The sequence below is a fragment of the Cellulophaga sp. BC115SP genome (assembly GCF_009905545.1).
Lineage (GTDB): Bacteria > Bacteroidota > Bacteroidia > Cytophagales > Spirosomataceae > Flectobacillus > Flectobacillus rivi.
This window is the reverse complement of sequence record NZ_JAAALB010000048.1, coordinates 1-19,675: the sequence shown is the minus strand read 5'-3', so window position 1 is coordinate 19,675 and position 19,675 is coordinate 1. Positions and strand designations below refer to the sequence as shown.

The 19,675-nt window shown below is 37.3% G+C and carries 14 protein-coding genes; 4 read left to right on the top strand and 10 right to left on the bottom strand.

Going from position 1 to position 19,675, the window contains the following annotated elements; translation table 11 throughout:
* Positions 1-10: 10 nt before the first annotated feature.
* The 5 genes from GVN22_RS22910 to GVN22_RS22890 form a co-directional block, all read right to left on the bottom strand.
* A complete protein-coding gene (locus GVN22_RS22910) occupies positions 11-1,348 on the bottom strand; it encodes an inositol-3-phosphate synthase (protein WP_166553342.1) in 1,338 nt (445 codons plus the stop codon).
* A gap of 345 nt (positions 1,349-1,693) precedes the next feature.
* Entirely contained in the window at positions 1,694-2,311 is a 618-nt protein-coding gene (locus GVN22_RS22905) for a TetR/AcrR family transcriptional regulator (protein WP_166553341.1), read from the bottom strand.
* Positions 2,312-2,412: 101 nt separating this feature from the next.
* Positions 2,413-3,174 (bottom strand): ABC transporter ATP-binding protein, encoded by a 762-nt coding sequence (locus GVN22_RS22900; protein ID WP_166553340.1) that lies wholly within the window; start codon positions 3,172-3,174, stop codon positions 2,413-2,415.
* A gap of 20 nt (positions 3,175-3,194) precedes the next feature.
* A complete protein-coding gene (locus GVN22_RS22895) occupies positions 3,195-4,901 on the bottom strand; it encodes a hypothetical protein (RefSeq protein WP_166553339.1) in 1,707 nt (568 codons plus the stop codon).
* Between the two features lie 81 nt (positions 4,902-4,982).
* The gene (locus GVN22_RS22890; protein ID WP_166553338.1) at positions 4,983-5,771 is read right to left on the bottom strand and encodes an ABC transporter ATP-binding protein; all 789 of its coding nucleotides are present in this window, start codon (positions 5,769-5,771) and stop codon (positions 4,983-4,985) included.
* 228 nt (positions 5,772-5,999) lie between these two features.
* On the opposite strand from GVN22_RS22890, the gene GVN22_RS22885 reads away from it, so the two are divergent.
* Positions 6,000-7,490, top strand: coding sequence for a xylulokinase (locus GVN22_RS22885; protein WP_166553337.1), 1,491 nt, complete (start codon positions 6,000-6,002; stop codon positions 7,488-7,490).
* A gap of 305 nt (positions 7,491-7,795) precedes the next feature.
* Here the strand turns inward: GVN22_RS22885 and GVN22_RS22880 are convergent, their stop codons facing one another.
* Positions 7,796-9,091 carry a Gfo/Idh/MocA family protein gene (locus GVN22_RS22880; RefSeq protein WP_166553336.1) on the bottom strand — a complete coding sequence of 432 codons (1,296 nt, stop codon included), beginning with the start codon at positions 9,089-9,091 and terminating at the stop codon, positions 7,796-7,798.
* A 221-nt stretch (positions 9,092-9,312) separates the two neighbouring features.
* Between GVN22_RS22880 and GVN22_RS22875 the strand changes: the two genes are divergently transcribed.
* A complete protein-coding gene (locus GVN22_RS22875) occupies positions 9,313-12,237 on the top strand; it encodes a PAS domain S-box protein (protein ID WP_166553335.1) in 2,925 nt (974 codons plus the stop codon).
* A 130-nt stretch (positions 12,238-12,367) separates the two neighbouring features.
* Here the strand turns inward: GVN22_RS22875 and GVN22_RS22870 are convergent, their stop codons facing one another.
* Positions 12,368-12,940: a TetR/AcrR family transcriptional regulator gene (locus tag GVN22_RS22870; RefSeq protein WP_166553334.1), complete on the bottom strand. Its 573-nt coding sequence runs from the start codon at positions 12,938-12,940 to the stop codon at positions 12,368-12,370.
* A gap of 210 nt (positions 12,941-13,150) precedes the next feature.
* Here GVN22_RS22870 and GVN22_RS22865 point away from each other — a divergent pair, with 210 nt between their 5' ends.
* Positions 13,151-13,678 carry a ferritin gene (locus GVN22_RS22865; RefSeq protein WP_166553333.1) on the top strand — a complete coding sequence of 176 codons (528 nt, stop codon included), beginning with the start codon at positions 13,151-13,153 and terminating at the stop codon, positions 13,676-13,678.
* 66 nt (positions 13,679-13,744) lie between these two features.
* Here the strand turns inward: GVN22_RS22865 and GVN22_RS22860 are convergent, their stop codons facing one another.
* Positions 13,745-16,219, bottom strand: coding sequence for a glycoside hydrolase family 9 protein (locus GVN22_RS22860; RefSeq protein WP_166553332.1), 2,475 nt, complete (start codon positions 16,217-16,219; stop codon positions 13,745-13,747).
* Between the two features lie 144 nt (positions 16,220-16,363).
* On the opposite strand from GVN22_RS22860, the gene GVN22_RS22855 reads away from it, so the two are divergent.
* The gene (locus GVN22_RS22855) at positions 16,364-18,367 is read left to right on the top strand and encodes an alpha-L-arabinofuranosidase C-terminal domain-containing protein (RefSeq protein WP_166553331.1); all 2,004 of its coding nucleotides are present in this window, start codon (positions 16,364-16,366) and stop codon (positions 18,365-18,367) included.
* Positions 18,368-18,401: 34 nt separating this feature from the next.
* Here the strand turns inward: GVN22_RS22855 and GVN22_RS22850 are convergent, their stop codons facing one another.
* Together GVN22_RS22850 and GVN22_RS22845 are read right to left on the bottom strand one after the other, a co-directional pair.
* Entirely contained in the window at positions 18,402-18,746 is a 345-nt protein-coding gene (locus GVN22_RS22850; protein WP_166553330.1) for a nucleotide pyrophosphohydrolase, read from the bottom strand.
* 23 nt (positions 18,747-18,769) lie between these two features.
* Entirely contained in the window at positions 18,770-19,525 is a 756-nt protein-coding gene (locus GVN22_RS22845) for a DUF6882 domain-containing protein (protein ID WP_166553329.1), read from the bottom strand.
* Between the last annotated feature and the right edge of the window lie 150 nt (positions 19,526-19,675).

Sequence of the window (19,675 nt, the reverse complement as noted above, 5' to 3'; positions counted from 1 at the left end):
TTTTAGAAAATTACAATTCTACGTCTTCTTCTACATTTTCGTAGTAATCCATTCCTAGATTTGTAATCAATTCTTCGCCCATTAAATAGCGAAGTGTATTTTCTAATTTTTCCAATTGCTTAAACAAATCGTGGATTGGTTCTAAGCCTGGTAACGTTTGTGGAGCTTTCCAGTAGAATGACAACCACTCTTGAATACCTGACAAGTTTGCACGTTTTGCAACATCAAGGAATAAGGCCAAATCCAATACAATTGGGGCAGCTAAAATAGAGTCACGGCACAAGAAATTGATTTTGATTTGCATCTGGTAACCCATCCAACCAAAGATATCGATATTGTCCCAGCCCTCTTTGTTGTCACCAAGTGGCGGATAATATTCGATACGAACTTTGTGATGAATATCTCCCCATAATTCAGGATTTTGCTCTGCGTCTAAGATACCGTCCAACACATTTCCTTTCGACACTTCTTTGGTTTTGAAGTTCTCTGGCGCATCCAACACCAAGCCATCTCTGTTACCTAAGATATTGGTACTGAACCAACCACGTACACCTAATGCACGAGCACGCAAACCTGGCGCTACAATAGTTTTCATCAAGGTTTGACCCGTTTTGAAATCTTTTCCAGCAATAGGCGTATGAGTCAATGTAGCTAATTCTTCGAGGGCAGGAATGTCCAAACATAGGTTTGGTGCACCCATGGCAAACGGTACTCCAGACTTGATAGCAGCATACGCATACATCATTGAAGGCGCAATATCTGGGTCGTTACTTGCCAAACCAGCTTCGAAATTAGCCAATGATGAGTGTACCTCTTTTGCTTCATGGTAGATTTCTGTAGAACCGCACCATACCATTACCAAACGCTCACAATCATTAGCGATTTTGAAGTTTTCGATGTCTGCCATCAACTCTTCAATCAGTTCTAATTTGCTTGTTTGAGGCTTAACGTTATCTCCTTCTAAGTTTTTTACGTAACGCTTATCAAAAACCGCTTTCATAGGAACGATTTTTTCCAAATCCTCACGAATCAACTCCACCATTCCACGATCCAAAACACCTGCTTTAAGCGCTGCATCAAACATATTGTCTCCATATACGTCCCATCCTCCGAAAACGATGCTATCTAACGAAGCCAAGGGTACAAAATCTTTAATTTTTGGATTACGCTTTTCTGTTCTTTTACCCAAGCGAATGTTTGCGGTTTGAGTAAGAGAACCTGTCGGATGCGCTAATCCTTTTCTAGAAGCAATAACGCCTGCTACAAACGTTGTAGCAACCGCTCCCATTCCTGGCATCAAAATACCAAGCTTTCCTGTAGCAGCCGAAACCGTAGGGTTCATATTCATAATCTATTTGTAATATATGGTGAATTGTTCTTATAAATGCAACTTAGTAAATTCCAAGACATTGTCCTTAAAGCTAGGACAATCTTAACCTACATTTTACTTTAAGTACTATCTCAAATGTCGACTAAAAAAAGTTATTTAGAGACGAAAACGTAAAACTTATCGACCGAATTCGTATTTCGGTCTAATTTTCATTCAAAAAAATCAGGCTGTTGTATAAAAGCCTAATTGTATCTAGTGGAAGGATATATGTTGGAAATAAAGAAGAATCTTTAATGAAAACAGTATTTATTAAAAAAAGTTTCAACTAAAATCATAATTTCCTAAAATTTATTCTTGGTAAGCTTAAACAGAAGTTACTTTAATACCAATACCACCAATAAAGGTATCTATCAAGAAATCGATATGGCGAATGTAGTCCTTCTCTATTTCGAATACTTCCATATTTGATAATTCAAATCCTCGTAAAGAGGCTACGATAACTCTACAGAGTAACTCAATATGCTCCTCTGTTTCGGGGCGAAATTCTTCGTTTTCGATACCAAAAATCAAAAACCCTTTTACTAAGGTCAATTCCTCTTGAAGGTGTTTTCTTTTTAGATTAAAAATAGTAATGGCATGATCCATAATCTCCTCCTTGAGTACCTGACTAAGATTACACATCTTCTCAAGTTTTTGGAGACGGGTCAACCAATACACTTTCAATTTTTGTCTTGCAGTAACTTCTTTCGAGGCAGCTATTTCGATAGATTCGAACAGTTCTCGAATTTCATTTTCAATTACTGCTTCAAAAATTTCAATCTTACTTGGGAAATAATAATATAACGTACTTTTCCCTTTACCTACAAATTTGGCAATATCTTCCATCGTGGTCTTTTTGAGACCATAACGTTGAAACAAAACTTTTGCGGCTTCAATCACCTCTTTGATGATGATTTCGTCTTTTTGAAGTGTGTCAGTCATACGATTCGACCAAATATGTATTTCGGTCCAAAATTAGAGAAGGAAATTCGAATTGACAATAGATTTTAGATTTATTTGTCAATTCAATCGACCAAGATTTATTATTTGTCTAGATATTGTTGAGAAAATTCTTTGATTGGCGCTATTGCAGCCTGCACAAATGAGATAATATAAGGATTTGTGGTCTGTGAAAAAATCTCTTTTGGTGTACCCAACATAAGCAAATCGCCTTTATGCATCACGCCTATTCGGTCAGCAACCAACAAGGCTTCAATCATATCGTGTGTCACAAAAAGACAAGCTATTTCTTCATGTTTGATTAAAGAAACCAGATTTTGTCGTAAATGTTGCTTGTTGATAGAGTCCAAATTAGAGAAAGGCTCATCGAGTAATAAGGCTTGAGGTTCCTCGGCGATGGCTCTGGCAATGGCTGTTCGCTGTTTTTCGCCACCCGATACATCCTTGGGCTTTTTGTCTTTGATATGTGTAATTCCACATAAATCCAACAGCTCAGCTACTCGTTCTACTCGATATTCACGGGTATATTTTGTGAGAGATAAATCAATATTTTCCCAAATTTTGTGTTCGGGTTTAAGTTTGTAGTCTTGCGGAACAAGTTTTATATCAGGTAACTCACGAATGAGTCGATTAAAATATAGGTCAACTTCTTGGTCATCCAGCCACATTTTTCCTTCATCAGGACGAATATTTCCTGAAATCATGTTTAATAAAGTAGTTTTTCCAGAACCACTTTCACCCACAATCGCCAAAATTTCTGCGGGTGCTACTTCAAGCGAAATATTGTTTACGACTACTCGTTCATCATATACTTTTGTCAAATTAGTGATTTTCAAAATACCCATGCCTTTGTAGAGGGAAACTCTTACGAATGTCGAATTCTTTCCCAAGAAATAAATTTATACTGTTGAAATAAAATGATTGCTATTATAGAAAAGGCTGTGGCAATCACTAAAGTTCCCACCAAGGTCTTTGCAATATAATAATGGATCAAGCCAATGGTTGGCATGACAAAGATAAGGTTAAAAAATCTTATCCAATTATTCCCTTTTGCATTCGAGTTGGTAGCCTCTACAGAAAATGGTAGTCTGAAACTTTCTTTAAAAACACTGATGGCGATATACAGTAATGTTACTGAAATATTGAGGTACACATCTTTTAAACAAGCGATACCTTCCTTTAATAACATGATCGTAGTAATCAAAATATAAAGCGGCACAATAAAACGAATAATAACTGAGCGATAAGCCCCAACGAGTAATTCCCCTGGATTTTCTATTGGCATAATTTGATAAATCCAAGAAGCTTTCCAGTTGTCCGACAAAAAGATTTGCTGCACAATCATACTAAGCGTAAATGTGGTGTAATACAGAATCATTAATCGGTTTACATCCACTGTCAAAGTATCATTGTAATAGCGAATGGTAAAAAGAATCAACAAGCCCAAAGAGGGATAAGCTCTTAGCTTGAACCTTCTATCCCTCGTAACAATCGTCCAGACAAGCTCAAAAGCAGATTTTTCGAGAATAGAGTGTTTGAACAATTTGTGAATCTTACTGAAGAAATCACGAATCAGGAATTTAGCTGAAGCCGTTCGAGTATCGACCGTTGCAAAATATTGGATAGAAGTGAGTCTATTTGCAAAAAAAGGAGCCAAGTATTTATTAATCAACACCATTGCGATGATGGGAAACAATATTCCCAGAAAAATAAAATTCAAGTGATGCCAATCTTTCACGTGATAAACATAGCTATCCAAGATATGGGCATACCATGCAGGAGGTGCAAAATAGTGCCAAAACTTTACGCTAGAAGGCTGAAAAATATCCTCCACCGAAATTTTTGATTGTCCAGAAATAAACTGATAGCCTATTGAAAGACTGAGCGTAAAGAAAATCTGCACATAAATGATAATATCTTTAAAGCGTTCAGGATTAACCAGTTTGGATAAAAAAATGTAGAGTCCACTAGAGATAAAGACTGAAATTAGACACAGAAAACTTACCCCTATCAGAAAGAGTAAACCTACTACAAAACCCATTTTTAGGGCTAATACAACAGCGAGCCCAATCGCGTTCGCAAACGTCAACAGCCCAAGAAATATCAATAAATGAAGTAGTCGAGAAATCCAGATTGTTTTGGGGTCTACTGGTCTGGACAATAAAGTTGAATTGTCCTGATTATCAAAAAGTACTTCTGCAAAATCCGCCAACATATTAAAGCAAATCATAAACATCATATAAGTAAAACACATCAGTAGCATATTAAATACTGTTTGCTTTACTGAGAATATCACGATTGCGTACAAGAAACTAAAAACTGCTTGAATAATGGAGGTTTTGAGGAATGTTCTATGATTGGATTCCTCCTCTATTTCAGACTCGAAAACGGAGTTTTCATCTTCCTCAGGATTTTCGGAAATTTCAGCAGCACGTGGATTTTTTATCCAAAAACCTCTTGTTTCAATTAATAACTTTACTTCGAGTATAGCACGAAGTGAGGTGTAATCAACACCAATATTTATAAAAAACCAACGAAATTTATCTAATAAGTATAATATAAATTTAACCATAGTTCAGTTGAGTAAAATAGGGATAGCGAGCCATCCTATGCAATTTCGATGCGTTAGCAAATGAGGGATCGCCCCAGTCATTTACTTTATATCATCCAACACCGAAACAAACAACTCTGCATTGTCTTTAATATGTGAAGTGTTTCCTGTTAAGTTACTAAAAATCGATTCTAAAGAGCCAGTTGCATTTTGTTGCAATTCTTCGAAAGTACCATCAGCTATTATTTCGCCTTGGTTGATTACGATAATTCTGTCTGAAATTTTTTCTACTACATCCATCAAATGCGATGAATAAAAAATCGTCTTTCCTTGGAGTTTGAGCTTACCCAAGATCTCTTTTACTAGCAATACTGCATTCGGATCTAATCCAGAAAGTGGTTCATCCAAAATAATCAAATCGGGATTGTGCATCATTCCAGCTATCAATTGGACTTTTTGCTTTGAGCCTTTCGAAAATACGCTCATACGTCTGTCAGCCATATTCCCTAACTCAAATACTTCAAGCATTTTGGGCGAAATTTCGGCAATCTTATGATCAGACATTTTATGCAAGCGTCCTACAAATCTCAGGTATTCCAGCGGAGTCAATTGCTCGTACAATTGTGCATTTTCGGGAACATAGCCGACTTTCTGCTTTACTTCAAGCGAGTGTGTTCGGATATTATACCCAAGTACACGAACCATACCCGAAAATCCAGTTACCATTCCAATCAATGTCTTCAGCGTAGTACTTTTCCCTGCTCCGTTAGGTCCGATATATCCAACAATTTGACCATGATTTACCGTGAGGTTTAGTCCCTTTAGAACTTCCTTTTCACCGTAATTCATACTCAAATTTTCAATCTCTATCACAGGGCAATCAATATTCATTATTATCAGGGGTTAGAAATTCTCTACTCTATTAAAATTGTGGTTCGTGAAAATTTCATTAAAGTTAATCTACTTTTTTGTAAAGTATATTTTTTCATGAAAAAATACCGTAAAACATAGAACAGATTAGAACAGTAACGGAAAAATTTCTATCTTTGCTAAATGGATAAATCATATCATTTATCCTATATCTTATAAAAATAAAGCAATCATTTAATATATTCCTCTATGCTTTTACTAGGAATCGACATTGGTACATCTTCCATTAAAGCTTCGGTTGTAGATGGCGACACAGGTCAATTGGTGACCTCAGCACAATACCCTGATACCGAGAACACTATCTCTTCACCCTTCTCTGATTGGGCTGAACAAGACCCTGAAATGTGGTGGAATTGCGCAGTAAATGCCATCCAGCGTTGTAATGATTCGGGCAAATACAACCCCAAAGATATTCAAGCGATCGGTATTGCGTATCAAATGCATGGATTAGTTATGGTCGATAGAGAACACCGTGTGCTTCGCCCATCGATTATTTGGTGTGATAGTCGTGCGGTGGAAATTGGTAATAAAGCATTTCAAGAAATTGGAGAGGAAAAATGTTTATCTCATTTACTCAATTCTCCCGGGAATTTTACAGCCTCAAAATTAGCTTGGGTAAAAGCAAACGAGCCAAGAGTATATGGTTCTGTTTACAAGATTATGCTGCCAGGTGATTTTATAGCGATGAAACTCACCAATTCAATTACGACTTCAAATTCGGCACTTTCAGAAGGTATTTTTTGGGACTTTAAAGAAAATGCTATTTCTGAAGATATACTTAAATATTATGGTTTTCCTAAAACTGTTTTACCTGAATTAAAACCTGTATTTTCAAATCATGGCGAGGTGAGCAGTTCTATGGCAGACTTGACTGGCTTAAAGGCAGGAACGCCTGTATGTTACAAAGCAGGTGACCAACCAAACAACGCCTTGTCGTTGAATGTTCTAGAACCTGGTGAAGTAGCAGCTACTGCTGGCACTTCTGGTGTAGTTTATTCAGTTTCTGACCAAGTTAGTTATGATCCACTTTCACGTGTCAATACATTTGCACACGTCAATCACCAATTAGATGGGTTCAATCGTTTGGGAACATTGTTATGTGTCAATGGGACTGGTATTCTGAATCGTTGGATGCGTGATCAAGTTGCGCCACAGTGGTCATATAGCCAAATGAATGAGGCGGCATCAGCCATCAAAGCAGGTGCGAATGGTCTGACAATTTTACCATTTGGCAATGGAGCAGAAAGAGTGCTTTCAAACAAAAGTATTCATTCAACCATAACTGGGCTTAACTTTAATGTGCATACCACTGCTCATTTGATTCGTGCTGCGCAGGAGGGTATTGCATTCTCCTTAAAATATGGTGTTGATATTATGGCAGAAACAGGCACAGCTCCTACCGTTATTCGTGCAGGCAAGGCCAATATGTTCTTAAGTAACGTATTTACGAAAGCGTTAGTTAATACTATCGGCGTGGCAGTTGAGTTATATGATACGGATGGTGCAAAAGGTGCAGCTTTGGGTGCAGGTATTGGAAAAGGATTCTTTGCTCAGCCAAAAGAAGCATTCGAAAATATGAAATCAATCGGAAGCGTAGAGCCAGAAAAAGAGTTACAAGAACAGTATCAATCTGTATATGCAAACTGGAAAAGCATTTTGGACAAACAGCTTAAGAATTAACTATGAATTAGTAGCGTACGAAGGATTCTAAAACTGTTTATTTCGGATGTCGGATGTTGGATTTCGGAAATAGTTGGAATCCTTCTTATATCTCTAATTTTTAATATAAGACTTTAACTATCAACACTTTGCATTTACAATAATTTCACAATCAGCTTTTAATATATCTAATAGGTTTATAGAAGCTTGTGCCTAAGGCTTACGGCTTATAGCCTAAAGCATGTTAATGCAATTTTACTTTGAGCTTATTTTCAATTTCCCACAGGCTTGCAACTTCAGTTACACGCCTGTGGGAATTGAAAATATTAGACCGAAGGATATTCCCAAGGTTTGCGATATTCTCTTTTTAATAACTTATTGGCCTCGGGGTCATTAAGAATAATTTCTTTCTCGCCATCCCAAATAATACTGCGACCTACTTTAGCAGAAAGCATACCCAACAAACTCATATTGGTTGAACGGTGTCCTACTTCAATATCACAAAGAGGTGGTTTATGGGTTTTGATAGACACCAAGAAATTTTGCCATAATTCACGGATATTCTGGTCATCGGGTTTGTTAAGGACTGGATCCTCATGCAAAATTGGTTTGTTTTTATTGGCAGGATAAAAAGTCCAGCCATCTTGCCACCCCATGTGAAAAGTCCCTTCTGTTCCATAAAAATAACAACCTACATTGGTATGCTCAGCTTCGTTGGCAGCAAACAATCGGTGCTCCCATGAAACGTGAAAGTTTTCAAACTCATAATTTACCAATTGCATATCTGGCGCATCCGTATTGTCTTTGCGAATATGTCGTGCCATGGTTGAGTAAATTTTTCGAGGATATTTTTCTTCCATACACCAAAGGATCTGATCCATCCAATGTATTCCCCAATCGCCAAGTTGTCCATTTGAAAAGTTGAGAAATTGTCTAAATCCTTTCGGATGAATTACTTTGTTGTACGGAATCAAAGGCGCTGGACCGCAATACATATCCCAATCTAATCCTTGGGGGACTTCCGAATTAGGAACTACCGTACCCGCGCCTCCGCCATAGTGCACAAATGCCCGAATCATACCAATTTGTCCAACTTTTCCAGAACGAATAAAATTCATTCCTGAAATATTATGTGGAGAAACTCGCCTGTGTGTTCCCACTTGCACAATTCGGTCGTATTTACGAGCAGCATTTACCATAGCTCGACCTTCCATAATGGTATGCCCAATTGGCTTTTCGACATAAACATTCGCACCAATTTCCATTGCCGCAATAGCAATCAACGGGTGCCAGTGATCGGGCGTTGCTACAATTACGATTTCGGGTTTTTCTCGATGAAGCAATTCTCTAAAATCTCGGTAACGCTTAGGACTATCACTACATAGCGTAGAAACTTCTTTAAGCGCATTGTTTAATTGATTTTCGTCGACGTCGCACATTGCTACCACCTGCGACTCTCCTGCTCTGATGGCTTCTCGGAGGATATTCATACCCCACCAACCTGTGCCAATAAGGGCGGTCTTATATCTATTGACTTTTGAGGACAATGCGGGTAGCAAAGGCAAACTTGAGTAGTAAAGGCTTGCAGAGGAAGAATATTTGATAAAATCTCGTCTTTTCATAGTTTTTGAAGGGTTAAAATCTCAATATACTGATTATCAAGGAATCTTTTATGAGTTTTTGCAGGTGAATAAAAAGCCATGCAGATAGATAATGTGTTTTTTTGACACTCACACAAAAAAATCTTCACTAATTGAAAGTAATTTTACTGTAAACGACGCTTTCTTCCTTAAAATAATGTATATTTGACGTATAGGCTTCATACTTAATCACCGCCAATATTATGTTACGAAAAGCCCTTACTTTTAGTGATAATCAAGAAACTATCGATCAAATAGAGCAAAAACTGAGAAGTATGGAAATAAGTACTTTGGGGATTTTTGCTGTAACTGAGCATACTTTCTCCAAATCACTCATTAAATCCAAGCCTGATTTTATCTTTGTTGACGCTTCTTATTTTGAAACATCTGAATTTAATATTTTCTCCCAAACAGAGTATTTAAGTCATTTATTTGGAAGTTCTTCAATCATTATTTTATGTAAAATTCTTGACTCTACTATCCAGCGAAACTTTATACAAGCAGGTGCACAGGATTGTATTTTGTGGAATGATTTTTTACAAAGTGATATAGAAAAAAACTTATTTTTTGCACGAGAGAGACAGATACTAAGAAGTCGTTTCAAGAAAATAGCAAATGATTATAAGCAACTTTTTGATGCGAATCCACTTCCTATGTGGGTGTATAATGCTGAGAATGGGCAGTTTATTAAGGTAAACGATGCTGCTTGTCAAAAGTACGGATATACGCCAAAGGAGTTTTACCAACGTTCTATTCATGATTTGGCGGCAAGTTCATTAGACAAAAATGTCATCATTTCAGATCATGTTGTCACACATCTTACTAAGTCTGGAGAGGTTATTTACGTAGAGCTCACTTCGCACCCAACCATCTATAAAGGCACTGATGCAGTATTGGTATTGGCGCATGATGTGACTTCGAAAGTCAAAGCTGAACAAGAAAAAAACGTTGCCTCAAAACAACTCTTCCTCATTTTTGAGCATTCTTCCGATGCTATTTTACTGACTGATAGTGAGGGAAAAATCCTAGAGTCGAATAGCGCTTCCGAAGAACTCTTTAATGCTTCGAAAGCATTTCTTCAAGGCAAATCGTTAGAGGAAATTGTCAAGCCTGAGTTCAATACCCCTTTTGTAAGTTTATGGGAAAAATTTCATACGATTGGAAAGCATGAAGGTAAAATTTCGTTAAAATCAAGCCATAATGATACGAAAATTGCCTCTTGGCGTGCACTCGCCAATATCAGAGAAGGGATTCATCTGCATATTTTTAATGATGTTACTGAATCTGAACTCAAAGCTAGAGAAGATGAATTAAACAGTAGGATTCTCTCTTCTATCAAAGATTCGTTTACACTCAAATCTACGCTCAATGCCATTAGTAACAATATTCGCTTATTTACTGGTTGGGAAAATGTAGAATTTTGGCTTCCCGATTCTCAAAATCAGGTTTTATTTCTTGCTAGTGCATCAGCCAATCCTAATAATGCTCAGTTTGTAAATTTCGCGGAAGCTTCTCGTAACAGAACGAGAGGTTTCAAAGAAAAAAGTATCTCCAATAATTCTTGGATAAGTAGATCTGCCTATTGGTTTAGCGACTTATATCATCATGAAAGTTTTAGTCGCCAAGAGCTTTTAGACCCCAAACTTGATTATACTGCCGTTTCGATTCCAATTTTCGAAGCTCCAAACAGCGAGCAGATTGTTGGCATTATTATATTAATGACCGACCAAAAAGTCTCATACGATTCCTATCTCATTGGAGTTTTATCGAAGGTGGCTGCAGGTTTGGGTAATCTTATCGAAAAAGTCAAAGCTAGAGAAGAACTTTCCAACCTATTTGACTATTCAGCAGATTTAATTTGTATCGCCGATAAAAATGGCTATTTAGTAAAAACTAACCCAGCCTTTACCAATGTACTAGGATTTTCTGCGGAGGAATTAAAGTCTAAAAAGTTTACAGACTTGATCCATCCTGAAGATCTCGAAACTTCATCCCATCAAATTGCCAAGCTTTACCAAGGGGAAATTATTCGTGCACATGCTAATAGGTATCGGACCAAAGCAGGTACCTATCGTCACTTTGCTTGGGTGGCAGTGCCTGACCCCAATGGCAAACAAGTTTTTGTAATTGGGCGGGATGTAACGGAATTAAAAGCTCAAACGGACTTGATTCTGAAAAATGCCGAGCAAACCAGAAATATGCTAGAAAGTATCACTGATGGATTCATTTCGGTAGATAAATCATGGAATGTAAACTATTGGAATGCATCGGCAGAACGTATTTTAGGTATTGCTAAAGAGGAAGTTCTGAATCAGAATTGTTTAGTATTATTACAAGACTTATCTCCCAAACTAGCCACCATGATTGAGGAGGCTAGTCAAAAGCATACCTCTTTATTTCTAGAAACATACCTTTCAAAGCAAAATATTTGGATAGAATCTACCGCATACCCTTCAAATGAAGGAATATCAGTGTATATTCGTGACATAACTCTTGCAAAAGAACACAGTCTCGCAATTGCCACTATGCAAAAGAATTTAGAAGCCATTATTAACGCTACAACCGAATTGATTTGGTCGGTTGATAAAGAGTATAACTTGACCATTGCCAATAAAGCTTATGTTGATATGTTATCAGATTTGGTTGGTAACCCTATCAATTTAGATACTTCTTCCGCACGTAAGTCCCTTGGCGAAGCCATTAAAGCAAAGTGGTACGCCTATTATGAACGTTGTATGAAAGGAGAACCACACTCTGTAATTGAGGACTTGGCTACCTACCACCCTTCTGGAAAACGCTTGAGAGCCATTGTAAATTTCAATCCCATTTATGACCATCAAGGTAACGTTACAGGAGTAGCATGTTTTGCAAAAGACATTTCTGAACTAACTCAGAAAATGGAAACTATCGACCAACAATCTAACCAGCTGAAAGAAATTGCCTGGTTTCAATCTCATGCAGTAAGACAGCCATTGGCCAAGATTCTTGGTATTGTTGATTTTTTGGAAGTGACGGAAGCAGCATTAGATGAGGAAACTATGCAGCTACTAACAGACCTGAAAGGCTCGGCTCAGGAGCTAGACGACGTGGTAAAAACTATCGTCAATAAAGCACAAAGAAATAATTAACTCGGTGGGTGCTTTTGGCAATAAAAAATAGACATTCGGCAATATATTTTCAGTATTCACACATCAACCCATTTAAACTTTTAAGGAATTTAATTGGGTTGATGTATTCTTTATCATCTTTCGTGACAAATCAATGAATCGCAATAGCGTCCCACATCATATCAATACAAACTGTCACCTCCTCGTCTTTCAAGTTGTGTACCTGACATGAAAGCTCACCTACAGCTCCACACAACATCATTATAATTAGATGAGAGGAAAAGTTTTTGATTAGTGACTCTTTTTGTCCAGTCTCTATTAATTCATAAAGGGGCTTTAGTGCCTTATCCTCCTCCGCAATTATGGCTTCGTTATCGCCTTCATTATAAGGAGAACGAGCATATTGTTCAAAAAACACTTGCACTTCTGGATGAGTAGCTACACGATTGATGTAATTTCTCAAGGCAGCCTTAAACCTATCCTTGAATGGCACATCTTTGGGGAGGTTTTCAAAAGAAAGCTCTGTTTCCTTTTTGACCAAATAGACATAAAGGTTGTTGATTAGGTCTTTTTTGTCCTTAAAATAGATATAAATTGTTCCAGTTGCAACGCCAACTTCCTTGGCGAGAAGGCTCATTTTTAATCCAGAAAGACCAATTTTGGAAATCATTGTTAGCGCTTTTTCCAAAATCATTTTTTCTTTTAATTCATCTTTAGTTCTCATACAATTAAAATAAGGTATTGTTACTTAGTGGTTTATTCAAAACTTATTTGGTATATATCTTTGGCAATAAGGTCAAATAGAGAGGCAATTGTTGGCTGGAGGTCTAATATAATTAGAATAATTCCAAATTTTATCAAAATTCCTCAAGTTTAAAACTTTTTTGTACAATATGTTGCTAATATTGTAACAACTAAATAAGCTACATAGAAGATGAAAGATTTAATGAGACAAAGAACTTCTTTGAAAGAAGAAATAGAAATCGCTCTAAACGCACAATGTAAAATGGAAGCCGAAGCTTCGCAAAAGTATTTGGCGATGGCTTCGTGGCTCGACCGCAATGGATTTGAGAAATCTGCTGAATATCTTTATGCTCAAGCAGAGGAAGAACGTGAACATTTTTTAAAACTTTTCAAATATATCAATGAAGTTGGTGGTACTGCAATCACACCGACTATTGGCGAAGTGATTCAAGAATACCCTTCATTTAAAAGTGTATTTGAGGCTGCACTTCAAAGCGAAATTTCTGTCACAAATGCTATCAACAAGATTGTGGCAAAATGTCGTGAAGAAAACGATTACGCAACCGAGCAATTCATGATGTGGTATGTGGTAGAACAAAGAGAGGAAGAGAAAAATGCTCGTCGTGCCTTGGAATTGTTTGATTTGATTGATGTAGAAAGCGCTACAGGAAAATTTGCCTTAGATAAAGAAATCGGCAAAATTGGCTCGCAAGAATAATGATTCAAGTATAATACAAATAGGGTGCGACTTGAGTCACACCCTATTTTGGAAAAGATGAATCTCTTATTTTAGCTTTTCAAACTTATACCCTCGCTTTTGTAATTCAGAAATTAGCTTTTCCAATTTGTCATAAAATTTATCGGTTCGCTTCTCTCCTACGCCTAGGTGTGTAAGCAACAAAGCTCCATTTAACCCTGTGCTTGTTTTTTCTTCAAAATTGAAAATTCTCCGATAAATCTCCTCTGAACTCAAATAATTTTTAGCATCGGGAGTAGTATAATCTGCTTGTGAAGATGTTCCTCCTGTATTATTGACAAGCTTCAATCCCATTTCAGCTGTCCAATCGCTAATGCTTTGGTTGTACCATTCGTATGCTGGCATAAAGTAATTGATTTGAGCAGATGACAATCCAAACTTTTTGAGCTCGTTTAAATTATTTTGTAAATCATTCATAAAGGTTGTCTTATCAACCAATAGCGAATCCCGTTTTTCCCAAGGCGCATATAACAAATGCTTATCTGAATGTGGTCCTACATAATGTTTTTGTTGAATCATCTGCTTGACAGTAGTTTGAAAAGATGGATTTCTCAAATAATCACCAGTCAAAAAGAAGTTGGCCTTGATCCCTTTTTTCTGTAAAACACTCAGGATAGTCGAAGCTCCCTCATTAAATTCATGTGCCGTAAAGCACAGATATATCTCTTTTTTGGTAGTATCCATTCGTACAATTCCCCCCAGTGCTTGAAGGTTGTTTTGAGGTTGTAATTTTTGTCCTTCTTTTTCATAAAAAGAAAGTAAAAAAGACAAGCTAGCGGTTCCATCCATCGTAGGTTCATCGGTAGAATAATCGCCAAAATCGTCATGATAAACTGCCAGTTTCGATTGAAAATCTGCATATTCATCTGGATGATATAAGGTTATCCCTATCAATTTACTCCAAATAGAGCCATAAACAGGACCGTCGACCAAGCCTCCATCAATTTTGTAATTGTATAGATGCGTAAAAGCCGAATGAGGGTCAGTCGGTGAGAGTTTAGACGTCGGAAATCCACAAATCATACTGGTTCCCCATGGGTTACAACCCATCAACCAATCACATAGCGCCATTTCCATAGCCTGATACTTGGTTGAGCCAGTCAGTTGTCGAAACAAAATCGCTTGTGTTAAAATACCTGCCACATAATTGTTGGAACACCACACAAAGGGCACGCCATTGAGAAATGGGGTATTTTTCCCTCGCTGAAAAACCTTTTCCAAACCTAGCTCTATATAACTGGCAAAAGCCTTGTCCTTTGCTTCTTTTGCCATGAAATAATGTCCTAAGTTGACAAAAGGATACCACTGATAGTGTCGTGCGGTATCTGCACCCATCCAAGGCGTAGTAGGCTCCTGATGACCAAAATTGGATGCCTCCTGCCAAATTTCAGATTTCTGGGTTATTTTGGCTAATTGTGTCGCCGCCAATTCCATATCATCAACCCAGTTGTCTTCTTCATAAAAATAGGGTGCTCCTCCTGGCGCTGTTTGAGATACCCCAGGTTTTTCTTTACCAAAAGTGTAAGCATCCAAGGCTCTTGCTTTTAGGGATTCGGCAAATTGAGGATAATATTTGGCTAAAATTTCGCTTCCTAGGGCAAATGTAGAGGCAAACTTCCCAACAGAGGAAGCCACTCCAGTTGTACGGTTTTTGTGTTTATATCCTTGGATTTTACCTGTAATAAAATACACAGGGCGCGCTAAGCCTTGATTTGTAGCGTACTGTACTTTGTCGAGATTGGGCAATCTCAAGCCTCGGTGGTCACGATCATCGGCTAGTTGATTGTAGTACTCATGAGGTGCAGGATTCATTTTTACTAGCCAATCTAAGCCCCATTTGGCTTCATCCAAAATATCAGGTATTCCATTTTTTCCTGCATTTCCCCACGCATCATAATGGTCTTGATATACCTTAGGATTTTGTTGATAGGCAAATAACATCTGAAAAGTAGCATTGGCAGAGGTCGTCACATATTGCAAATAATCCGAAGCATCATGCCAGCCTCCAGACACATCAAGATGGGTTGAATCTTTTTTAGGGTCAGGATGATAAACGATAAATCCGTCTTCTCGATGGCAAGAATCTTTCAAAAAAGGGTTATATCCACTTCGTTGCTGACGCATATATTTCAGGATAAAATCAGCAGAGCCTCTAAAAACCTCCGCATCTATCCGAAAGACAGGAGATTGAGCACTAGGCGTTTTTAGGTAATAACTACCCGTTTTTTTGAACCCTGAAAAATCTAATCTAGCTGTTGACTGAAATGGACCGTAAGCGCCTGTTGAAACTACCGTTTTTGATTGATAGGCGACTTTTTGCGTTTTAACATCAATTAGCTCGAACCTACTTGGCAATTGTATGTCTTTACTGACCCAAACTGCCACTTTGGGATAGTTGGGCAAATATCCTAATTGATTAATTCGTATCCATTGGTTGGTTTGTCCAAGGATTGTCAAAGAGAGTAAATTAAATAGGAAAATGAAGTGTAATTTTCGTAGCATCTTTTTTCCACTAATTTATTCAAATCCTAGAACAGACTACACAGGTTTGTAGGGAGTAAGCACTGATAAGTGACAAAAGAAAGTTTTTATTATTGTATCACTTTAATACAATAAAATATTTATATTTACCTAAATTATTATCCAATGAAACAATTTATACAACTTATCGCTTTCTTTCTTGCTTTCGAATGTATCGCTCAAAAGCAAGAACCTACTTTTAAGGTAAACGTCAGCCAAGTTGAATCAGAAGTATCTCCCACTATGTGGGGGATATTTTTTGAGGATATCAATATGGGCGCTGATGGTGGCATTTATGCTGAATTAGTAAAAAATCGTTCATTTGAATTTTTCAAACCACTCATGGGATGGAAAATAACCAGTCCCAATACGCTACAAGGATTCTATCTTGGGAGCGAAATTACGATTGTAAATCAACCTGAAAAAGCATCGACAAACCCACGTTATCTTCATGTCAACTTAAAGAACCCGAACCCTCAAAGTCTTGGTATTTCGAATGAAGGTTTCAGAGGAATGGGTATCAAAAAAGGACTCAGATATGATTTTTCTGTTTTTTATCGACAGAAAACTGCCCATACGGTATTAGTTATAGAATTGGTGTCATCTAACGGGCAAGTAATAGGACAAACTAAAATTTCGCCCAATGATACCAGTAACGAATGGCAAAAACTAGAAACTAGTTTTACCGCCAATGAAACCGACGCCAAAGCCAAACTCAATATATGGTTTGAAGGTAATGGAGAAATTGATTTAGATATGATTTCTCTTTTTCCGAGTGATACTTGGAAAGGAAGAAAAGAAGGACTAAGAGCAGATATGGTACAAATGTTAGCCGACATGAAACCTGGATTTATTAGATTTCCTGGCGGGTGTATTGTCGAAGGACATGATTTGTCGGTTAGATACCAATGGAAAAAAACATTAGGTCCCATCGAAAATCGCAAACTGATTGTCAATCGTTGGAATTATGAAATGGCACATCGACTAGCTCCTGACTATTTCCAGACTTTTGGTTTAGGTTTTATGGAATACTTTCAGTTGGCAGAAGACATAGGTGCTGAGCCCTTACCAATACTCAACTGCGGAATGGCTTGTCAATTTAATTCTGGAGAGTTAGCACCATTAAATCAGCTTGAGCCTTATATACAAGATGCCCTCGATTTGATTGAGTTTGCCAACGGCGATTCAACGACCTTTTTGGGAAAAGTTCGTATTAATCTTGGACACCCAAAGCCTTTTAATCTAAAAATGCTTGGTGTTGGCAACGAAAACTGGGGCACGCAATACATTGAAAGATTAGAGATTTTCAAGGAAAAACTTCAAGCTATTTATCCCAATATCAAATTGGTTTGTAGTACAGGACCGTTACCTAACGGACCACTTTTCGATTACTTGAATCCAACACTACGAAAAATGGAGGTTGGTTTTGTCGACGAACATTTTTATAGTCGTCCAGAATGGTTTTTTGCTAATGCCAAAAGATATGACAGCTACGACAAGAAGACTAAAACCAAAGTGTTTGCAGGTGAATATGCCTCGCAAAGTGTTGGAATGGTTAGTCCTGAAAATAAAAACAACTGGCTTACCGCATTATCAGAAGCGGCATTTATGACAGGTATGGAGCGAAATGCTGGAGTTGTACAGATGGCGTCTTATGCTCCTTTGTTTGCACATATTGATGGTTGGCAATGGACACCGAATTTAATTTGGGTCGATAATCTAAAATCAATGGCTACGCCCAATTATCATGTTCAAAAAATCTATAGTAATTACAAAGGAACACATACGGTTTCGATGCTATATAAAGACAAACAAATTTCGGCAGGACAAGACAGTTTGTTTGCTTCTGCCGTAATTGATAAAAATAGTCAAGAATTGATTCTTAAGATTGTAAATCAATCCAAAGACAAACGTCAAATTTCTATTCAAATTGAAGGGCTCAGTAAATTACCCAAAGCTGCTGATTTGATAAAACTAGAAAATGAAAATCTAGAAGCCCTCAATACGCTAGAACGTCCAAATGAGATTCAAGCAATTGAAAGTACCATTACATTATCAGGGAAAAATGTAGATTTAGCAATTGGTGGGTATTCATTTACCACAATTCGGTTAAAAACCAACGCTAAATAATCAGAAAACGGCTAGCAATTGCTAGCCGTTTTTTTTATAACTCATCATATTTTTTGTTGCTACCCAATGCCTTTTCGATTGGGTATTTCTCAGCATTTTTCATGAGCTTTTTAGTAACGATTTCTTTTACATCAAAACCATATTTTTCAGCTAATAAAAAAGCCGCATAAAAGACATCAGCAAGTTCCTCCTCGATCTTTTCAATTTTGGCTTCCTCAGGTTTTTTCCATAGAAATACTTCCAAAAGTTCAGAGGCTTCTACATTGAGGCACATCGCTAGGTTGCGTGCATCATGAAACTGCTCCCAGTCACGCTCGTCTCTAAACTTGATAATTTGTTGAATAATTTCCTGTATATCAGATGGCGAGTTTGTAGTCATTGGTTTTTAAATTAAATGCCTTTTTATAACTCAGTATCTAACGATGTTAAGAAATTATCTTCGTTAAAACCAATCTTCATGAATTTCCCATCAGCCTCGGCAAACATTTCTTTGTTAGCAATGGTGACATTAAAACCTTTCAGATAAAGATATGCCTCAATTGCATCTATCTGGTTGGATACCTCATATTGCTCCAAAAACTCTCCTATAACGGTTACCTCTCGCTCAATGCCAATTTCCTCAAATTCTTCCTTAATTTCATCAGAAAACGTCACTGTTAACAGCATAATACCTTGGCCATAATCTGCTAAGAAATAACCATCTTGACCAAACATTCCACAAGCAATTAAGCCCAAGTCGTAAAGTTCATTCTGATTTGAATCATACTGAGGTACCGTAAGGTGTGAAATATCAAATCTTTCTCCGAGCTGTTTTAACAGAACTGCGTTGGCAATGATTTTAGGTGTTTGTTGTAAATGCTGATTTTCCCAAGCCCATAGCCATGTTCCACTCGATTTTGAAAAAGAACCATACACCTGCATTGGGAAAGTATAATCCTCAAACATAATGATACCTTTTTCGAGATTAAACGACCAAGGTATCCCTTCTGTCAAATCGGCAAAATCTCTTTGTTTGTCAATAGATAACGGAGCAAAATTGTCAAACAAATCCCAAAATATTAACTTTTCAGTGTCGGTAGGAATCGAACTAATACCCTCTTTTGTTAATGATCCTTGTGTAAGGACTATTTCATTGATGTGCTTTAGTGTATTATTCATTAGCTATAAATTTAAGCATTCAGGTTAGCAAGTAGGAAAAATGCCTTCCAAAAAATAAGTAAGTATACAAAATGAGTACTCTACCCTACTAAAAAATGGGACAAATTAGGTAAAAAGAAAGGGAAGCAAGAGTTTTGTAGTTACCAAGCT